Below are 18,311 nucleotides of genomic sequence, written 5' to 3'. Positions count from 1 at the left end.
TCATAAGTCTGGCGGCCGGTTCCCGGGCCACTGCGGTCCGGGCGCATTGCCGCACGACGGAACCAATCGCGCCTGCCTGGCTTCACAAGTCAGACGATCCTGGCGCGAAAGGAGCTCGACATGAGACCGCTCATTTTCTTGCCGTACATGCTAGGCGCGCTGGTGCTGGCGGTGCCGGCGTCCGCGCAGCCGGGCGAACAGTCGCAATTCGACCGCTGCAAGGTCGAGCCGCCGGACAAGAACAGCCAGCAGCAGCAGCCGGCCGGCAACAATTTGTCCGATACGCTCGAGCCATGCGGTGGGGTGCTGAAGCCGCCGCCAACGGGCGATCAGGGCATGGCGGCGCCACCGCCGGATGAGGGCAGGACCCCGGTGATCAAGCCCGGCGAGGTGCCGCCACAGCCGCCCAAGCAGTAGCCGCTTCATTTGCTGCTACAGGGGCTGCCCACGGGGCTGCGACGGGGGGTAACGCCGCGCCGTTCGAGCCGGCAGGTTTGTTGCAGTCGCCTAGGAACATTAGCTTGTCCTAAATGTTGTTTTAGACGCAGCCGATATCACCCCCTCCGGTATCGCTGCTGATCGGGAAACCGATTGGCCCGCGTCTTGCGACGCGGGCCACCGCAGCTCATCCGCAGTCCATTAGCCGCACCGCACGGGCACTTCACCGCTATTGGATTAGCCGCCACTTACGGAACAACAAGGTGGCGTGGGCGTTTCCCTAGAGGGTTCGCCGCTTCGACCGGAATACCGCGTCGCAACCGTAAAGGCGAGGCCCGTAACAACAGGAGTAGACGATGAAAATCCACCTTGTTCCTGCTGCGGCGGGATTGGTGTTGCTCGCCGGCGTCGGCGTGGCCACCGCAGACCAGGTGATTGTCACGCCCGAACAGCAGACGGTCATCCGCGAATACGTCCACAAGCACCCGTTGGCGTCGATCAATCTTCTGGGGGTGGAGCTCAATATCGGTTCCACGTTGCCCGATACGGTCGAGCTGCAACCGATCGATGTTCCCGACGTGCAGTACAGATACGTCGTCGTCGGCAATCGCACCGTGCTCGTCGACCCAGGCACCCGCAAGATCGTGCAGGTCATCGAATGATCGGCGTTCCCAAACCGCGAACCGGATTTGGAAAGGTCACGGTCTTATGAAATCGAGCTCCATCCCGAGCGATCGGGATGGAGCTGCCGCTGTCGTCTCGGAATAAGGAAAGGAGCCATTCCCATGCTGCCGCATGTCGAGCCGACCAACGTGGCCGCAGCCGTCGACAAACTGCTTGCTGAACGAGGCGATGGCCTGCTGTCGATGAAGGCAGCGATCGCGCTGTTGCGCGAACGCACCGGAACGGAGCGCTCGGACGCCGATCTTGAAGGGCTGATCATCAAGAAGGCGGCGCTCCTCGGCGTTGCTGTCCTGTGTGACAGAGAGGCTCAATAACGGTGCCTGCCGCTCAAGACGCGGGTCGAAATTTCAGCTAGAACAAAGTTGCTTACGCATGAACCGAGCCGACGGAGGCAACAGTGACGGACAGGCAGGAACGGATTCGCCAGCGGGCACACGCGATCTGGGAACAGGCAGGCAGGCCCGACGGGTCGCATCAGCAGCATTGGGATCAGGCTACCGCCGAGATCGACGCAGAAACCGCCGCGCAGGAGACCGCCAGCCGGCCGAAGCCGAAAGCACGCCAGCCTAAGCCGACGCCGGCCGCCAAAGAGGGAACCAAACCCAAGGCGCGACCGCGCAAAGCGTGAACTCGAGCGGATTTGATTGCATCGCTGGATCTCGTGGTTCGGTTGGCCCATCGTAAGGCGGGACCAGTCCTAACCAGTCCCGCTGCCGCCCACCCGCGATGGTAAGCCGGATTGTCGTGGCTTACTACTTACCGCAATTGTTGTCGTTGACAGTCGGGGAAACCGTCCCGGCAGGCTTGTTGGACGCATCGGGTTGGGCACCTTGCGGGGTTGCAGGGCAGTTTTGATCCGCATTGGAGTTCATGGCACCCGTCGTGCCCATCGTGCTGCTGGTCGTGCCAGGGTCGATGCCATTCGGCTTGGGCTGGACGACGACGCTCTTCTCACTGCCAGGCGCATTGTTGTCCGAGCCGGCATTCTGGGCCATCGCCGCGGTCGCCAGACCGGCTGCAAGTATGGAGGCTGTCAGGATTTTCGTAAGCATGTTGATCTCCATCATTCGGTTGTCGTCGCATGGCGACTACAGAGAAAACAATGCGGGCGACGGAAATGTTCTGGCAAAAATGGCGCAGCACGGCGAAGCAAACACGCGCATGGCGGACCTTCTCGGCCCGTTTTCTATTGCCTCGTGTCGGATTGATGTAGTCGTTTTCAGATTTAAGAATTCGCCTTATTTCGATCGCCGACCGTTGCGGCGACGTTCGTCTATCGCGGCGCCCATCAGTTGACGCTCGCATTGCTTCACCCGGCAGAGGACCTTCTCGAAGTAAAACTTTCGGAAAATTTCACTACAAACTTCACTCGGCTGTTGTGTGAACAGATACCATGAGGCCAGTAAGTTGATCGGCAAAGAAACCGATAATCTTCTTGCAAATTAGTAGGTATGCAACCGGCGATGTCGCGGGCTGTTCAGCGCAACTACAGCAAGGAGAGTGTTATGACCATCATAATCAAAACAATCACCAATGCGGTGGCGGGCAGCGCAGTTGTTTTCATGCTCTCGATGCCCGTGAATGCCGCGGACGGAATTGCCGTTGGTGTTGGCACTTCCATTGGCGGCAACGGCGGCATCAAAGCCGGCCTCGGCGCGACGGTTGGTGGCCGCCAGGGCATCAACGCTGGTGCCGGCGCAACGGTTGGGGGCAGCGGCGGCATCAAGGCCGGCCTCGGTGCGTCGCTGGGCGGCAGTCGCGGCATCAACGCCGGCGCCGGCGCAACGGTTGGCGGTTCCAGCGGCATTGCCGCGGGCGCCGGCGCGTCGGTCGGGGGCGGAAGCGGCATCAACGCCGGTGCCGGCGCCACGATCGGCGGTTCCGGTGGCATTGCCGCCGGCGCGGGGGTAGGTGTCGGCAGCGGCGTCAGGGCCGGCGCGGGGGTCGGGATCGGCAGCGGCATCAATGTCGGCGCCGGTGTCGGGATCGGCGGTGGTACCAATTCGAGCAATCCGTCCAACCCGGGCAGCCCGTCCAATCCCAACAATCCCAACAATCCCAGCAATCCCAACTTACCCCAGGTCGTCGCCGACATGTCGAGCGACAAGTTGGCCAGGATGAAGAGGCGCTGCGTCGACGTGCTCAGCAGCGAAGGCACTTATGACAGCGATTTGCGCCAGTTGTGCCTGCTGATCGCGCGCCGCTAGGGCGAATACATCGGAATGAAATGTCGGACCGGCCGAGAGGCCTTCGTCCACCAAACCTCCATCAGTCCAAAGCCCGCCATTATGGCGGGCTTTTTGCCGAGCACGTGGCGGCAGCATGACGAGGGCTCACAAGAGCACGCGCCTCAATGCGTTTGACGGCCAAAATCCGGCGAAACGGTCACCCCGCCCTCCAAGGCGTCCCGACCCAGCGCGGGACTGCTTTGCATCGGTTCGGGGCACGCGAACTCCGCCAGATCGGTTTCCGCGAAGCCGTCGAACTCGATAGCTGCGCCTTGGAGCTGGGCTGCTTGCATGACGAGCCATTCGATGTCTTCGCGCGCAACATTCTCGGCAAGGTTCTGCAGTCGCGCGGCTTCGGCGACAGCAGTCAGATTGATGGCAATCCCGGACCGCAATGTAGCTCGGACTCGGGAACTGACGTCTTCGTGCAGGCGAACCGAAAATCCGTAGCGCATGGAAAACCTTCCTTTCGGGAGCGGTTTGTCCCTCGTGTTCTACCATGCGCCCAAGGTCCGCGATTGGCAAGCGAAAATCATCAAAAATCGTGTTGTGCCAAATAGTTAGCGTATTTTGTTGATTGCCCATTTGATGCTTGATCCGCTTCATCGGACTTCTGCACGGATCATGCATCTGGAGGTCTTGACGTACTCTGCCAATATACCTAACTCTACAAAGAATTAGGAACATACTAACTCAGCCAATTTTAGCCTGGTATGGCTGGAGGCCGAGATGTCCGAACTGGAACGCCCGGAACGATTGCAGATCATGCTGACCGTCGATGAACTGGCGGCATTGGAGAACTGGCGCTTCGACAAGCGCATGCCGAGCCGGTCGGCTGCGGTACGCGAACTTTTGAGGCGAGGCCTCACAGCCGATGGCTTCCTGACGGCGGCGCATGGGACCAAGTCGCGCGACTTCGGCATTCTGCCGCATTCTGCCGATGGTGACGGGGCAGCCGAGGGGTCTTCCAGCAGCGAACAGTGAATCTCCAGCGACCCCGTTCGCCCGCCGCACCTCGCATGGCCTTCACGGCCGCTGGGTATCATCAAGCAGCTTGGTTTATCTGTGTGGCCCCTCCGCCGTCGGTTGACAGAGCTGGCGTTGCAGATACATTGCACAGGACTATACAGGTGCAATGAACAGGTATGCCTATGGTCCGCCGCGTGGTCCCATCGTCTCCCGGTACGGGCAAGCCCGAACAGATCGCCACGGTTCTCGAACATGAAATCCGCTCCGGTGTTCTGGGCTTCGGCGACCGGTTGCAAAGCGAGAACGAGCTCGTCCAGCGTTTCTCCGTCAGCCGCAACACCGTTCGCAAGGGCCTCGAGGAACTGTCCAGCCGCGGGCTGATCACCACCAAGGTCGGCATCGGCTCTTTCGTCACCTTCGATGGCAAGCCCGTTGATGACTCAATCGGTTGGTCGCGGGCGCTCGCCAACGCCGGCGCAAATGCCGAGACGCGGACGCTGCGGCTCGAGGTGATCGAGGACCCTGATCTTGCCGCACTGCTTGGTATAGAAAACCCGTTTTTCATCGCTGTCGATCGGGTGCGCACCAATGCCAGCGACGGCCACGCTATCTCCATTGAGCGCAGCCGCCTGCCATTGTCACCCGAACTGGAGGACGTGCCGTTACGCGGTCTGCGCGAAGGCTCGCTCCACCAGACGCTCCGCGGCGCCGGTCTCATTCCAGACCATGGCGAGGAATGGGTCGGCATCGAAATGCTCAACCCAGAGGACGCCGCAATCCTCGGCTGCCCGCAAGGCACGCCGTTCCTGCGCGGTTGCCGCTTGACCCGCGCCGCCGATGACCGGCCGATCGAATATGTGACCAGCCTGCTCAACCCGGCGCATTTTGCGCTGCATATGAGGTTCTGAGTGATGCCGGACGACACCGGGAACATAACCGATCGGGCCATGGGAGCGCTTGTGGGCGGGGCACTGGGAGATGCGCTGGGAATGCCGACGCAGCTTTTGTCGCCGGCGCGGATTGCCGAACTCTACGGTCATGTCGAGGACTTCATTGCTCCTTTCGCCGACCATCCGGTGTCGAAGGGACTCCCGGCCGGGACGATCACCGACGACACAGAACAGGCGCTTCTGCTTGGCCGTATCCTGGTCGAATCCGGTAACCGGTTCGACCATGCGCGGTGGGTCAACGCGCTGCTCGACTGGGAACGCGATGTCAAGGCGCGCGGCAGCTACGATCTGCTGGGACCATCAACCAAACGCGCCATCGACGCCATCAATAACGGTATGCCAGCCGAGGAAGCGGGACGCAGCGGCGACACAAATGGTGCAGCCATGCGCATCGCGCCAGTCGGCATCATGATGCCGCCAGAGCCGCTTGACGCACTGGTCGGCAAAGTGGCCGAAACTTGCAGGGCGACGCACAACACGTCAATCGCAATCGCTTCGGCCGCAGCGGTCGCTGCCGCCATCAGTCGCGGCATCGCTGGCGGTGACTGGCGCGCAGCTTCCGACAGAGCCATCGCCGGGGCGAGGCACGGGGCAACGCTCGGCTATTGGGTGACCGGCGGTGACATCGCCGCGCGCATTGGGTGGGCGCAGAAGCTCGTACGCGGCAAGGAGACGAGCGACGCGATCCGGCTGATCACCGATTTGGTCGGCACCGGCGTCGCCAGTCAGGAGTCCGTTCCGGCTGCATTCGCGGTGCTGGAAGTCGCCGGCGGCGATCCCTGGCAAGCGGCAGTCATCAGCGCCAATCTCGGTGGCGACACCGACACGATCGGCGCCATCGCGGCCGGCATGGCCGGTGCCTGCACCGGCTTTTCCCGATTGCCACAAAAACACATCGCCCGGATCAAAGGCCTAGACATTGGGCGGGTGCGCGCGCTCGCCGCCGACTTGGTCGCCCTGCGGACGGCGAAGAGCAGGTCCGGCAAGGATGCGGCAGCATGAGCGGGCGTCTCGTCCACATCGGCAGCGCGGTAGTCGACTATGTCTACCGCATCGATGCCTTGCCGGCACCGGGCACGGAGAAGACCGCATCGAGCTTTGCACAAGTCGCCGGCGGCGGCTTCAACATGATGGTCGCGGCCAGCCGCACCGGCATGAAGGTGGTGTTCGGCGGCCAGCTCGGCAGCGGACCCAATGGCGACTTCCTGCGCGCGGCCTTAGCCACGGAGGGGATCGAGACACTGACGCCGGCGTCGCCGGTTCTGGACAGTGGCAATTGCGTCGCCATGATCTCGAGCGATGCCGAGCGCACCTTCGTCTCGTGGCCTGGTGCAGAGAGTTTGCTCAGCCTTGACATGATGGCGCTCATTTCGGTCGCGCCGGGCGACTGGGTGTTCACCTCCGGCTATACGCTTAGCTATCCGGGAAGCCGAGAGGCGCTTGTCGACTGGATCGAGGTGCTGCCGGCGGAAATTCCTTTGGTCTTCGATCCGACGCCGATCATCTCAGACATTCCGCGCACCATTCTCGACCGGGTGCTGGCGCGCACGAGCTGGCTGAGCTCCAACGCCGCCGAAGCGGCTGAGATCGCCGGCACCGGCGATGTCGAGGCTATTGCTGCCCGGCTGCTGGCCGGCCACTGCCCCAACGCGGCAGGCGTGGTCGTCCGCGCTGGCGCAAAAGGCTGCTTCGTGCGGCTGGCCGACGGCACCGCCCAAGATGTGCCCGGGTTCAAGGTCGCGGCGGTAGACACCAACGGCGCCGGCGACACTCATATCGGCGCCTTCGTCAGCGCGCTCTCGCACGGCGTGTCGCCGTTCGAAGCGGCGCGTTACGCCAATGCGGCGGCGGCGCTCTCGGTCACCCGCCATGGCGGGTCGACGGCGCCGAACGACCAGGAGATCCAGCGATTCCTCAGCCATGACGATCGACCGACGACCGTGCATGGCCGGAAGCAAGAGGCCCATTTCTGACAGCCTATGGGATAACAAGCCCGCCAACCGGGCAATAATGAGAGGAACGAACATGCGCATGCCCAAACTGACTGCTTTTCTGACGGCAACCGCTGTCTTCGCTTCGGCGCTTACGCTGGCCGCCAGGGCCGACGAGGTGCACGTACTCAACTGGAAGGGCTATGGCGCCGACGAGCCCTGGGCCATAGCCGCCTTCGAAAAGGCAACCGGCAACAAGGTCGTCAACGACTTCTTCAATTCCGAACAGGAAATGCTGACCAAGCTCAGGACCAATCCCGGCCTTTACGATGTCGTCATGATCAATGCCGCCTTCAACGATCAGGCGATGGCGGAAAAGCTCATTCAGCCGATCGACACGTCCAAGCTGGCGAACTATGCCGACATCAGCAAGGACAAGGCCGGATCATCGATGCTTGTCCATGACGGCAAGGTCTATGGGGTGCCGTGGGTTTGGGGGCTGACGGCGCTCGCCATCAACGACAAGTCATTCGACAAGCCGCCGACCAGCATCGCCGAAATGTGGGATCCCGCCCACAAGGGCCGCGTTACCATCCGTGACGATGCCGTCGAGGCCGTGCAGTTCGGCGCCATCGCTACCGGCCAGAACATCAACGACGTCAAGGACATGGAGGCGGTCAAGGCGAAGCTGACCTCGCTGATGCCGCAGATCAAGACGTTCTGGAGCTCGGAGAACGACTGGAACCAGATGGTTGCCTCCAACCAGATCGACATCGGCACCTATTGGAGCGGCTCGGCCGACCGCGCCAAGACGCATTTCAAGCTGCCGGTCTCGCTGGTCATTCCCCAGGAGGGTGCCGTCGCCTGGCTTGACGCCTTTTCCATTCCGGTCGGTTCCAAGAACGTCGCCGGGGCGCAAGCCTTCATCAACTACATGATCGACCCGAAGTTCTATGTCGAATGGGTCACCAAGGTCGGCGCGCCGGTGTCGGCCAACACCAAGGCGGTCGAAGCGCTGCCAGAGAGTTCCTTCAACCGCAAGGTGATGGGCGACCCGGCTGTCGCCAAGCGCATCCAGTTCCAGGCGCCGATTACTGACGCGCAGCGCGAGACCTATCTGGCGCTCTGGCAGCAGCTCAAGGTCGACGTGAAGTAACAGCAGAAGCCGCGATCAGCCGACCATCAACGTCGGCTGATCCTTCCTATCCTGGGAGGAGATGTCATGGCAGTACAGATCGCAGCCGCGTCGCGCAGCGGGCTGAGATCGGCCTTGCCGCTACTGGCGCCTGCCTATCTCTGGCTGACGGTTGCAATTTTCCTGCCGCTCTCGGCCATGGTCTTCTTCTCCTTCATGATCGATCTGCCGCTATCGGGAAAGCCGTGGGCATTCACGCTCGAACACTATGCCGCCTTCTTTTCACAAAGCCTTTACCTGACATTGCTGGTGGCCTCGCTGCGCCTCGGCCTCGAGGTGACGCTGTGGTGCATCGTCATCGGTTATCCCGCCGCTTACGTGCTGGCCAAGGTGCTGAAAGGCCGCAGCCGCGAGGCGATTTTCCTGCTCGTCATCCTGCCGTTCTGGTCGAACGGGCTGGTGCGCATCTTCTCGTGGGCGATGGTGCTGCGTGAAGGGGGCATTCTCGACACAGCGCTCAACGCCGTGCTGCCGTTCAAGATCAACATTGATCTCATGTATTCCTATCCGGCCGTCATCATCGGGCTGGTGCACTCCTACGTGCCTTACATGGTGCTGACCTGCTATCTGACCCTGCAGGCCATCGATGACTCGCTGATCGAGGCTGGGCGCTCGCTCGGCGCCTCGCGGCTGCAGGTGCTGAAGCGGGTCATCATTCCGCTGTCGATGCCGGGGCTGGTGGCGGGCGCAGCCCTCATCTTCGTCCCGGTCGTTGGCTCGTTCATGGAGCCGCGCATCCTTGGCGGCCGTACCGGCACCTTTTATGGCACTGTCATCGAGGACCAGTTCGTCGCCGTGTTCAACTGGCCGCTGGGTGCCGCACTGTCCTTCATCCTGCTGGCTGTGGTGCTGGTCATCCTGGCGGTTACTTCGCCGGTGCTGCGGAGGGCCGCTTAGTGGCGACGACCCGAATCCTGGAATGGCTCGGCCGGGTCTACATTCTGATGCTGCTCGCCTTCCTGTACCTGCCCATCATCATCATGGCGCTGATGTCATTCAACGTCTCGCCCTTTTACCAACTGCCGTTCGAGTGGACGACGGAATGGTATGCCTCGCTCTGGCAGAACAATCAGCTGATCGCGGCCACGCGAAACAGCGTCGAGATCGCCGTCATCACTACCATCATCTGCACCGCGCTCGGCACCGCGGCGTCGCTAGGGCTCTATCGCTACGACTTCCGCGGTAAGAAATTCCTGCAGGCGCTGCTGTTTCCGCCGATCGCCATACCGTGGCTGATCACTGGCACGGCGATGCTGATTTTCTTTTTCGGCGTTGGCATCGGCCGCGGGCTGCATGCCATCCTGCTCGGCCACGTGGCGTTGGCGCTGCCCTATGTCATCGTCGTCGTCTCGGCCCGGCTGCAGACATTTGCGCCGGAGCTCGAAGAGGCGGCGCGCTCGCTCGGCGCCAATCAATGGCAGGTGACGAACCGCGTCACGCTGCCCTGGATCATGCCGGGCGTCATTGCCGGCGGGCTGTTCGCCTTCGCCGTGTCCTTCGACCAGTTCGTCGTCTCCTACTTTCTGTCGACGCCCGGCCAAACGACGCTGCCGGTCGAAATCTACGCGGCGATCCGCAAGGGTTTCACGCCCGAGATCAATGCTGTCTCGACGATCATCATTGTTGTGTCGATGGCGCTGATGCTGCTGACGGCGCGCTTCTTCAAATTCGGCGGAGAGAAATAATGGCGGGCGTGCAGGTATCGAATGTGTCGCGCAGTTTTGGCGCGCACAAGGCGCTGGACGATGTCTCGATCGATTTCGCCGACGGCGGCTTCTACGCCCTGCTCGGTCCCTCCGGCAGCGGCAAGACCACGCTGCTGCGCCAGATCGCAGGCTTCGACTTTCCCGACTCTGGTCGCATCTCCATAGGCGGCGAAAGTGTTGAGCGGGTGCCGGTGGAGAAGCGGCGCATCGGCATGGTGTTCCAGAACTACGCGCTCTTTCCCAATATGAGCGTCTCCGACAATGTCGCCTTCGGACTGTCGGTGCGCGGCGAGCCCAAGGCGGTGATTGCCAGCGAGGTGCAGCGCGCACTCGACCTCGTGCAACTCGGCACGCTCGGTGGTCGCCGGCCGCACCAGCTCTCCGGCGGCCAGCGCCAACGGGTGGCGCTCGCTCGCGCGATCGTCACCACGCCGCGCGTGCTTCTCCTCGACGAGCCGCTCGGCGCGCTCGACAAGGCGCTGCGCGTGGACATGCAAATCGAATTGAAGCGTATTCAGCGCGAGATCGGCATCACCACGATCTTCGTCACCCACGACCAGGAAGAAGCGCTGACGATGAGCGACCGCATCGGCATTCTGCGCGATGGCAAGCTGGTGCAGGAAGGCCCGCCCGAGGAGATCTACGATCGGCCGAAGAGTGAGTTTGCCGCCACCTTCCTGGGCGACGCCAACATCCTTCGCGGCAACGCCACTGGTACGGGCATCCGGCTGCCTGACGGAACGGGGATTGCCGCAGGCGCGGGGGTTACGCTTGTCGCCGGCATGAAGGCGAGCTGCGCCGTGCGGCCCGAACGAATCCGCATCGCCACCAATGCCGGCGTTCCGGACCGAGCCCATGCCAACATGCTCACGGGGCGGGTTTCCAAGCGCATCTTCGCCGGCAACAACAGCACGTATTTTGTCGATCGCGATGGCCAGACAATCAAGGTCATCGTGCAGAACACCGGCATCGAAAAGCTGGCGGAAGGACAACAGGTGGTGCTGCGCTGGTCGTCGGAGAGTACGGTGCTGATCGACGCGAGCTAGCAGATCCAATCCTTCAGTCTTGCCAGGCGGTCCGCAATCGGGGAAAGCATGGTCGGGCAAAGTGTGAAGCGGAATACTCGATGTCGCTTGAATTGAATGCGGGCGACCAGTCGATGCTGCATGGCGAGCAAGGCTCGGCAGCGGCTGCCGCCATGGAGATCCTGGTCGCCTTCGCGAAGGCGGTCGACGCGCGCAAATTGCTGGACATTGCCGGTGCCCATATCGACGGCTGCCTCTATCACGGCCAGGCCAGCCTCGATTTCGTCGAAAGGCTGATCGAGGGTGGCGGCCGCGTTCGGGTGCCAACGACGCTGAATGTCGGCTCGTTCGATCTGATCCATCCCGGACTGGTGAAGATGACAGCCGCGGAAGAAGTGCCGGCGCGCCGTCTGATGAAGGCGCATCTGGAACTCGGCTGCCAGGCGACCTTCACCTGCGCGCCCTATCAGACGCGGTTTCGGCCAGGGTTTGGCGAGCAGATCGCCTGGGGTGAATCCAACGCCATCGTCTTCGCCAATTCGGTGATCGGGGCACGGACCAACCGCTATGGCGATTTTATCGATTTGTGCTGCGCAATCACCGGGCGCGCGCCAGCCTGGGGGTTGCACCTGATCGAAAACCGGCGTGGCCAGGTTCTGTTCGAGCTGACTGGCGGTCTCGAGCCTACCGACGCCCTGTTTGTCGGCGTCGGGCTGATCGTCGGGCAAAGGAGTGGCGACCGCATTCCGGTGATATCGGGCCTGCCGCCGCCGCGCGACGAGGACCAACTGAAGGCACTGGGGGCGGCGGCGGCAACGATGGGCGCGGTGGCGCTATTTCATGCCGTCGGCATCACACCGGAGGCGAAGACCCTCGATGAGGCGTTGCACGGCCTGGTGCCGGAGGAAAAAATCCGCATCAGCCGCGCCGACATCGACCATGCTCTGGCCAAGCTGTCGAGCGTCCCCGACGGTGTGCTGCTTGCCGCCGTTTCGTTAGGCACGCCGCATTTCTCCCATGAGGAATGGATGCGCCTGTTGCCGTTGCTGCGCGAGGTCGCGCCGGGCAGAGGCGTTCCGATCTATGTCAACACAGGGCGTGCCACCCTGGCGCGGCTGCAGGACGAAGGCGCACTGGCCGGCATGGAAGCATTCGGCCTCGTTCCGGTCGCCGACACCTGCACTTACGTCACCACGATCATCGAGCGGCTCGACGGTGTGGTGATGACCAATTCGGGCAAATGGGCGCATTACGCACCTGGCAATATCGGTGTCTCGGTGGCCTTCGGTGACATGGAGGACTGCATCCGCTCGGCTGCTGCCGGCCGCGTCGTGCGAGGCGCGCCATGAGGGGGCCGGACAGAACAGGTACATTCCACCTTGCCGGCTCGGCGCAAGGCCCGGCGCTGGTGCTTTCGCAGGCGCTCAGCTTCTGGGGCGGGATCGACGTCGAAACGGGCGACATCATCGACCATTCGCACCCGAACCTCGGCGGCAACATCGCCGGCAAGATCCTGGTGATGCCGAGCGGGCGGGGGTCGTCGTCCTCGTCTTCGGTTCTGGCCGAAGCGATCCGCAGGGGCACGGCGCCGGCCGGCATTATCCTGGAACGGCCGGATCCGATCCTTGCCGTCGGCGCCATCGTTGCCGAATTCCTCTATGAAATCAGCATGCCGCTGGTCGTCTGCGAGATATCAGGCATTGTCTCCGGCGACCGGATCGCAATCGATCTGGGCGAAGATGCCCAAGCAATGGTGAGCAAGATCTAGCCGGCCATTAGTCCCGCCGCGCCCCGCCGCCAATAGGCCGCCGCCAGTGTTTCGTTGCGGTCGAGCGTCAGCGTGCCGCGCCAGTGTTCGCGCACCGTCCTGGCGGCGGCTGCTTCGGCCGCGAACCAGCCGAATGCCGAACCGGTCGGCCATGCGACCGACCGGATGGCGCGCGCCAGCCTGTCGTCGAGCCCGGCCGGCACGCTATTTCTCGGCAGCCAATGCAGCTCGATACCGGTCTCGTTGTCGATGGCCTGCCGTTCGCCGTCGTCGGCGATCTCTATGAAGGCCACGCCTTTGGTCTCGGCGGGCAGCGTCTCCAGCATGCGGGCCAGCGCCGGCAGGCCGGTTTCGTCGGCGCCCATGAGATACCATGACGCCGGTCGTACCGGACGGCCGACCGGCCCCATGATGCCGATCTTCATGCCAGGCGCCGCCTGCATGGCCCAGCGGGCGCCGACGCTGTCGCCGGGATGGATGAGGAAGTCCACGTCCATGATGCCGTTTTCGACGTCGAGGGCTCGGATGGTATAGACGCGCGCTACTGGGCGCCTGTCGTCCGAGGGCCAGACCGGGAGGCCATTGCTGCCGAGCACGGGCCAGAGCGGATCGGGCACGTCGCGGGTCGGAAACAGCACGCGGATATGCATGGCGCCGAATTTCGCAAAGCGCGCCAGATCGTCGCCGGCGAAGCGGATGCGGCGCATGTGCGGGGTCAGGTCGCCGACCTGGGTGACGACCATCTCACGGAACTGCGCAAGGCGGGTTTCTTCGGCGAGATCGCCGGTCCAGACGATCTCGGGTTTTTCTTCCTTGGCATAGACTTCGACAGCGGTAGCCAGCAGGTCCTTGATGCGGGCCAGCCCATCGCGGTCGGCGGCGTTGGCCCGCATCACCAGCCGCTCCATGTCAAGGGACGCGTCGCCGAAGGCGAAGCGGAAGTCGAGCCGCTGCCCCTCGCGCGAGGCATCGGCATCGAAGCTTTGCAGCCTGTCGCTGATGCGGTCGATGTAATGCGGCAGGTTACGCAGCTTCAAGCGCGCTTCGCAGGCCAGTCCGCTCGCGGATGCTTCCCTCATTCTCAACCTCCGATCCTGCCAGTGAGCGCCACCTTGAAGGTGCGGCCCTTGCCCTGTTCCGTCGCCGCCGTCGTCGACCAGGCGCTTTGCGGGTCGGTGTAGGCGGTGTTTAAGACGTTATCGACGCCGAAATCGAGTTTGGCATGGTCGTTGATGCGCCAGTTGGCAAAGACGTTGACCAGGTCGAAGCCTTCATCGACCACGACCATGACCGAATTATCTAAAATGGAGCAGCGAAACGGCGGGGTCTGCAGCGGTAGACGGTGGAGGCAGACGCGCTGGTTTCAATTGGGCGGGATGGTGACGGTGCTGATGCTGGCGCTTTCTGCTCTTGCGCCGTCTTGCGGCTTCAAGGCGCTGGCCGCCGAGACGATTGTCGATGCATCGGGGCGCACCGTCGCGACCGGTCCAGGGACCAGGATCCTGACACTCGGTTCCGATGTAACCGAGATCGTCGATGCGCTGGGTGCCGGCGAGCGGATCATCGCCGTCGATCGCGGCAGCAAATATCCCGCTTCCGTCGCGCAAAAGCCCAATGTCGGCTACCGGCGCCAGTTGTCCGCCGAAGGCTTGGTCGCGCTTCGCCCGGACCTGATCCTGGCGGCCGAAGACAGCGGGCCGCCGGAGGCGATCGAAGTGCTCAAATCGCTGGCGATCCCGATTGTTCTTGTCCCGGAAGACAACAGTCCTCAAGGCATCGACCACAAGATTACGTTGATCGCTGCCTCGCTCCACCTCGAGGACAAGGGCAGGAAGGTTTCAAGGCAAGTGCTCGACGCCTTCCAGGCCGCTGCCGACCTGGCCGCGAAAATGCCGGCCGAGCGCCGCAAGAAGGTGGTGTTCTTCCACGGCCTCGTGCGGCTGAGTGCTGCCGGTGCGGGCACTGCGGCCGACGCGATCATCCGCTATGCCGGCGGCATCAATCGATGGCCGTAATGCAGGGTTACAAGGCAGCGTCGGAGGAGAAGCTGATCGAAATGGCGCCCGACGTCATCCTGATGATGAGCGACGGCAAGGGCGGACCCACCGCCGAGCAGGTGTTCGCCACGCGCGCGCTGAGCGCCACGCCGGCGGCGAAGGCAAAGGCGCTGATCGTATTGGACGGCGCCTATATGGTCGGCTTTGGCCCGCGCACCGCCGATGCGGTCCGCGACCTGGCGCAGGCGCTGTATTCGGAGACAGCAGGCGCCGACTAAGTCATGAACTTTATGACGTCATGTTCAGTGGGTACTCGCGCCCCATCTGCCCCAAGCTTCCGTTCAGATCTCCGGGATGCTTTCCCTGAAGATCACCTGCAGTCTTGGCTGGTGCAGCTCGTAAGGCAATCCCCTGACCGCATGGGTCAAGGTGTTGAGCGCTTCACGGGCCTCGACGCGCGGGTTCTGGTCGATGACCGCGTCGAGCGTGCCGTCGAGCAAAAGCTCCTTGGTGCCTTCCGTTACCTCATGGCCGAGAAAGACCGTCGACAGTGCCCGCCCGCGTTCCCGTAGCGCGCGGGCGATGCCGGTGTTGCCGGCGCCGACATTGTAGATGGCGGCCAGGTCCGGGTGCCGATCCAGCAGGGCGGAAGCCTCCGAATAGGCCTTTTCCCGATCATCGAGCATTTCGCGCATCTCGACGATCTGCAGATTGGGCGATTCTTCCGTCAGTATGTGGCGGAAGCCCATCTCGCGCTCTTCGTGGCCGCGGTAGGAGAGCGAACCGGCGAACAGCGCGACCTTGCCCGGACGTCCGGCGCCCATGAAGCGGTTGAGCAGGTAGCCGGCGAGCCGGCCGGCGGCGCGGTTGTCGATGCCGATATAGGCAACCCTCGGCACATGCAGGATGTCGGAAGCGATGGTGACGACCTTGACGCCGCTGGCCGAAAGCGAGCGGATCGCCTCGCGGACCGTCGGATGGTCGAGCGCGATCACACCGACGCCTTGCGTCTGCCCGTGCAGTTCCTGCAGCAGACGGGCAAGCCGGTCCGGATTGAAGCCTTCGATAGTGGCGACGCGGACGTCGAGGTCCGGCCGCGACTGCGCCTGCGCCTCGATCTGGCGGTGCAGCATCTTGATGAAGGAATTGGTGCCGGCGGGCAGGGCGAAATCGAGCCGTATAACCTCACCAGGTATCGCGTTGCGCGAGTTCGGATTATTCGAATTTTCAGCGATATAGCCAAGCCGTTGCGCCGTTTCGAGCACGACCTCGCGGGTGCGCGCCCTGACCCCGGCGCGGTTGTTGAGCACACGGTCGACCGTAGCGGCGGAAACGCCGGCTTCCCGGGCTATGTCTGTCAGGGTGGACCGCACTGTCGATCACCTCATTCCAAAATGCGCCAAGGGCGCATCGAGATTACGCATTTCATGGGTCCGCTGTCGAAGCGGCGGCTTCATCGCCAGCCGCGATTCTGATGGGAAATGATGTAACCAGCCTTGGCCGATGCGCAAGCTGCCGCGCTACACCAAAATGCCGAAGCGGACCAAAGCGGGGAGGTGGGCAGCCTCGCTCCCTCAAATTCAAGCACTGGCTTCAGTGTGAGTGCCTTGATACACGCCATTCGCCCCCTCCCATGAGATGTTATGAGGTGTCTTGATTATTTATGATGTTGACAGGCTTCGTATAGTGCCGTCAATATCCATCATAAGGGCCGTGGAGGAACAAGGCCCTGAGGGAGGAGTTCCAATGTCGAATTTGATCCGCGTGTCGCGGCGCCGTTTGCTGGCGTCCGGTGGAAAGGCGGCAGTCCTTGTTGCTGCCGCAGGTATCGCACCGAAATTCATTCGCCCAAGCCGTGCCTATGCGGCCGATGCCCTGGCGCCCGGCATGATCGGTGGCCCGACGGGCTTCGACGGCTCGGAGCGCTATCAATATGGCGCCGACACGCCCGAGGGCCGCGCCATTGAGGCGGCCAAGGCGATGAAGGGCGCCGGCAAGGCGCCGGCCAAGATCGTGCTTGGCCTGTCCGATGGTTCGATCGGCCAATTGACACAGCCGTTTCCGGCCGGTGCGCCGTCGATCAAGGATCTCTGGGAGAAGGAAACCGGTATTCCGCTCGAGATCGTCGGTGTGCCGAATGGCCAGGAATTCACCAAGACGATGCAGGACATCTCCACCAAGGGTGGGGCGTATGACATCTACGCGGTCGAATGGAACCGTCTTGGCGACCTCGCCGAAACCGGGGGCATCCTCAAGCTCGACGACTTCGTCGCGCAGTACAAGCCGGAATGGGACGATCCCGAGCGCGGCTATGTCAATGGCGCCAAGGGCGTCTCGCTGCTCAATCAGTATCGCGGCTCGACCTATGGCGTGTCGCTGGATGGCGACTTCCAGACCTGGGTCTACCGCACCGATCTGTTCGGCGACGCAGCCGAGAAGAAGGCCTTCTCCGACAAATACGACTATGAACTGGCGGCGCCGAAGACCTGGAAGCAGCATGACGAGATCGCAGCCTTCTTCCAGCGCCCGGACAAGGGCCTGTTCGGCTCGACCGATCTGCGCAACCAGGGCTGGGGCTATACCAACTGGTATCAGCGTTATGTCTCAATGGCTTCGCCCAATCAGTTCTTGTTCGACGATACCGGCAAGCCGCTGATCAATTCGGAGCAAGGTATTGCGGCGACCAGCGAGTACATCGCGTCGCTTGCGCACCATTCGCCGGATGCGATCTCCTGGGGCTGGCCGGAGCAGTACGGCAATTTCGCAAAGGGCGGTGCGGCCATGACCTGCGCCTTCTCCAATCTGCCGAAATTCCTCGATAATGCCGGCAACAAGGATTCAGCTGTCACCGGCAAGATCGGCTCGATGCTGCCGCCCGGCCGCGAGATCGACGGCAAGCTGGTCAGCCGTTCGGTGCTGTGGCTCAATCTGTCGGCGTCGGTGTCTTCGCAGGCCAAGAACCCGGAGGCCTGCTACCTGTTCCTGCAATGGCTGGGATCTAGTCGCATCTATGCGTGGATGACCGCCAACCCGGGCGGTTACTTCGATCCCTTCCGGCTGTCGGATTTCTCCGATCCGCTGGTCCGCCAGACCTATCATGCTTACCACATGGACGTGGTGCGCGAGACGGTCGCCCGCACCGTGCCCACCATCAACTATCCCGGCGCCACCGCCTTCCACAATGCGCTGGACGAGAACCTCGTCGCCGCGCTGACCAAGGCCAAGACAGCAGAGCAGGCGATGGCCGACACCGAGGCCGAGTGGAAGAAGATTGCCCGCCGCACCGGCGAGGAGAAGCTTCTCGAAGCCATCAAGACCAACAAGGAGGCCTGGCCCACCGTTCTCGATCCGATCGCCTGATCCTCCCGGACCAAAGAGGGGAGGAGTGATTGCTCTTCCCCTCGATAACGAAGGACCCAG

Annotated in this window: 24 protein-coding genes; 19 read left to right on the top strand and 5 right to left on the bottom strand. The window is 62.8% G+C overall.

The genetic code is table 11. From position 1 onward, the window contains the following. The first annotated feature begins 120 nt into the window (after positions 1-120). From NKH01_RS16430 to NKH01_RS16415, 4 genes are all read left to right on the top strand, one after another. A complete protein-coding gene (locus tag NKH01_RS16430) occupies positions 121-417 on the top strand; it encodes a hypothetical protein (RefSeq protein WP_353021166.1) in 297 nt (98 codons plus the stop codon). A 377-nt stretch (positions 418-794) separates the two neighbouring features. Then, the gene (locus NKH01_RS16425; protein WP_352465303.1) at positions 795-1,100 is read left to right on the top strand and encodes a DUF1236 domain-containing protein; all 306 of its coding nucleotides are present in this window, start codon (positions 795-797) and stop codon (positions 1,098-1,100) included. A gap of 123 nt (positions 1,101-1,223) precedes the next feature. Continuing rightward, the gene (locus NKH01_RS16420; protein ID WP_352524156.1) at positions 1,224-1,436 is read left to right on the top strand and encodes a hypothetical protein; all 213 of its coding nucleotides are present in this window, start codon (positions 1,224-1,226) and stop codon (positions 1,434-1,436) included. Positions 1,437-1,519: 83 nt separating this feature from the next. Continuing rightward, positions 1,520-1,750 carry a DUF2934 domain-containing protein gene (locus NKH01_RS16415; RefSeq protein WP_352546988.1) on the top strand — a complete coding sequence of 77 codons (231 nt, stop codon included), beginning with the start codon at positions 1,520-1,522 and terminating at the stop codon, positions 1,748-1,750. Positions 1,751-1,874: 124 nt separating this feature from the next. Here the strand turns inward: NKH01_RS16415 and NKH01_RS16410 are convergent, their stop codons facing one another. Beyond that, complete coding sequence (locus NKH01_RS16410) at positions 1,875-2,174, bottom strand: hypothetical protein (protein WP_353021163.1); 300 nt, start codon at positions 2,172-2,174, stop codon at positions 1,875-1,877. On the opposite strand from NKH01_RS16410, the gene NKH01_RS16405 reads away from it, so the two are divergent. Continuing rightward, a complete protein-coding gene (locus NKH01_RS16405; RefSeq protein ID WP_353021160.1) occupies positions 2,173-2,418 on the top strand; it encodes a hypothetical protein in 246 nt (81 codons plus the stop codon). The two genes, NKH01_RS16410 and NKH01_RS16405, sit on opposite strands and share 2 nt — an antisense overlap. A gap of 209 nt (positions 2,419-2,627) precedes the next feature. After that, positions 2,628-3,329 (top strand): hypothetical protein, encoded by a 702-nt coding sequence (locus tag NKH01_RS16400; RefSeq protein WP_353021157.1) that lies wholly within the window; start codon positions 2,628-2,630, stop codon positions 3,327-3,329. A 143-nt stretch (positions 3,330-3,472) separates the two neighbouring features. Here NKH01_RS16400 and NKH01_RS16395 read toward each other — a convergent pair whose 3' ends face one another. Next, complete coding sequence (locus NKH01_RS16395; protein WP_023721299.1) at positions 3,473-3,805, bottom strand: hypothetical protein; 333 nt, start codon at positions 3,803-3,805, stop codon at positions 3,473-3,475. Positions 3,806-4,079: 274 nt separating this feature from the next. Here NKH01_RS16395 and NKH01_RS16390 point away from each other — a divergent pair, with 274 nt between their 5' ends. The 10 genes from NKH01_RS16390 to NKH01_RS16345 all read left to right on the top strand — a co-directional run bounded on the left by NKH01_RS16390 (position 4,080) and on the right by NKH01_RS16345 (position 12,894). Then, positions 4,080-4,334 (top strand): hypothetical protein, encoded by a 255-nt coding sequence (locus NKH01_RS16390; protein WP_023721298.1) that lies wholly within the window; start codon positions 4,080-4,082, stop codon positions 4,332-4,334. A gap of 167 nt (positions 4,335-4,501) precedes the next feature. Beyond that, a complete protein-coding gene (locus NKH01_RS16385; protein WP_023721297.1) occupies positions 4,502-5,227 on the top strand; it encodes a GntR family transcriptional regulator in 726 nt (241 codons plus the stop codon). A 3-nt stretch (positions 5,228-5,230) separates the two neighbouring features. Beyond that, complete coding sequence (locus NKH01_RS16380) at positions 5,231-6,271, top strand: ADP-ribosylglycohydrolase family protein (protein WP_023721296.1); 1,041 nt, start codon at positions 5,231-5,233, stop codon at positions 6,269-6,271. Beyond that, positions 6,268-7,242, top strand: coding sequence for a PfkB family carbohydrate kinase (locus NKH01_RS16375; RefSeq protein WP_353021153.1), 975 nt, complete (start codon positions 6,268-6,270; stop codon positions 7,240-7,242). The genes NKH01_RS16380 and NKH01_RS16375 overlap by 4 nt, the downstream gene beginning before the upstream one ends. A 52-nt stretch (positions 7,243-7,294) precedes the next feature. Next, a complete protein-coding gene (locus NKH01_RS16370) occupies positions 7,295-8,356 on the top strand; it encodes an ABC transporter substrate-binding protein (protein WP_353021150.1) in 1,062 nt (353 codons plus the stop codon). Between the two features lie 66 nt (positions 8,357-8,422). Further along, positions 8,423-9,292 (top strand): ABC transporter permease, encoded by an 870-nt coding sequence (locus NKH01_RS16365; RefSeq protein WP_353021148.1) that lies wholly within the window; start codon positions 8,423-8,425, stop codon positions 9,290-9,292. Continuing rightward, entirely contained in the window at positions 9,292-10,080 is a 789-nt protein-coding gene (locus NKH01_RS16360; RefSeq protein WP_031194613.1) for an ABC transporter permease, read from the top strand. Before NKH01_RS16365 ends, NKH01_RS16360 begins: the two co-directional genes overlap by 1 nt. Continuing rightward, entirely contained in the window at positions 10,080-11,147 is a 1,068-nt protein-coding gene (locus NKH01_RS16355) for an ABC transporter ATP-binding protein (RefSeq protein WP_352788654.1), read from the top strand. The genes NKH01_RS16360 and NKH01_RS16355 overlap by 1 nt, the downstream gene beginning before the upstream one ends. 80 nt (positions 11,148-11,227) lie before the next feature. Continuing rightward, complete coding sequence (locus NKH01_RS16350; RefSeq protein WP_353021145.1) at positions 11,228-12,475, top strand: aconitase X; 1,248 nt, start codon at positions 11,228-11,230, stop codon at positions 12,473-12,475. Further along, complete coding sequence (locus NKH01_RS16345) at positions 12,472-12,894, top strand: aconitase X swivel domain-containing protein (protein ID WP_023721289.1); 423 nt, start codon at positions 12,472-12,474, stop codon at positions 12,892-12,894. The genes NKH01_RS16350 and NKH01_RS16345 overlap by 4 nt, the downstream gene beginning before the upstream one ends. On the opposite strand, the gene NKH01_RS16340 is transcribed toward NKH01_RS16345, so the two are convergent. Both NKH01_RS16340 and NKH01_RS16335 read right to left on the bottom strand, forming a co-directional pair. Continuing rightward, positions 12,891-13,973, bottom strand: coding sequence for an SIP domain-containing protein (locus NKH01_RS16340; RefSeq protein ID WP_353021142.1), 1,083 nt, complete (start codon positions 13,971-13,973; stop codon positions 12,891-12,893). The genes NKH01_RS16345 and NKH01_RS16340 overlap by 4 nt on opposite strands. A 2-nt stretch (positions 13,974-13,975) precedes the next feature. Continuing rightward, complete coding sequence (locus tag NKH01_RS16335; protein WP_353021140.1) at positions 13,976-14,182, bottom strand: hypothetical protein; 207 nt, start codon at positions 14,180-14,182, stop codon at positions 13,976-13,978. A gap of 91 nt (positions 14,183-14,273) precedes the next feature. Here NKH01_RS16335 and NKH01_RS16330 point away from each other — a divergent pair, with 91 nt between their 5' ends. Continuing rightward, positions 14,274-14,909 carry a heme/hemin ABC transporter substrate-binding protein gene (locus tag NKH01_RS16330; protein ID WP_353021138.1) on the top strand — a complete coding sequence of 212 codons (636 nt, stop codon included), beginning with the start codon at positions 14,274-14,276 and terminating at the stop codon, positions 14,907-14,909. Beyond that, entirely contained in the window at positions 14,900-15,169 is a 270-nt protein-coding gene (locus NKH01_RS16325) for a hypothetical protein (protein ID WP_245278680.1), read from the top strand. The genes NKH01_RS16330 and NKH01_RS16325 overlap by 10 nt, the downstream gene beginning before the upstream one ends. A 63-nt stretch (positions 15,170-15,232) precedes the next feature. On the opposite strand, the gene NKH01_RS16320 is transcribed toward NKH01_RS16325, so the two are convergent. Beyond that, positions 15,233-16,264, bottom strand: a complete 1,032-nt coding sequence (locus tag NKH01_RS16320; RefSeq protein WP_023721287.1) for a LacI family DNA-binding transcriptional regulator — start codon at positions 16,262-16,264, stop codon at positions 15,233-15,235. A gap of 373 nt (positions 16,265-16,637) precedes the next feature. On the opposite strand from NKH01_RS16320, the gene NKH01_RS16315 reads away from it, so the two are divergent. Then, entirely contained in the window at positions 16,638-18,251 is a 1,614-nt protein-coding gene (locus tag NKH01_RS16315) for an extracellular solute-binding protein (RefSeq protein WP_352481602.1), read from the top strand. Positions 18,252-18,311: the final 60 nt, after the last annotated feature.

The sequence above is a fragment of the Mesorhizobium sp. M1403 genome (assembly GCF_040317695.1).
Taxonomy (GTDB): domain Bacteria; phylum Pseudomonadota; class Alphaproteobacteria; order Rhizobiales; family Rhizobiaceae; genus Mesorhizobium.
This window is presented reverse-complemented; position numbering and strand designations above follow the sequence as displayed.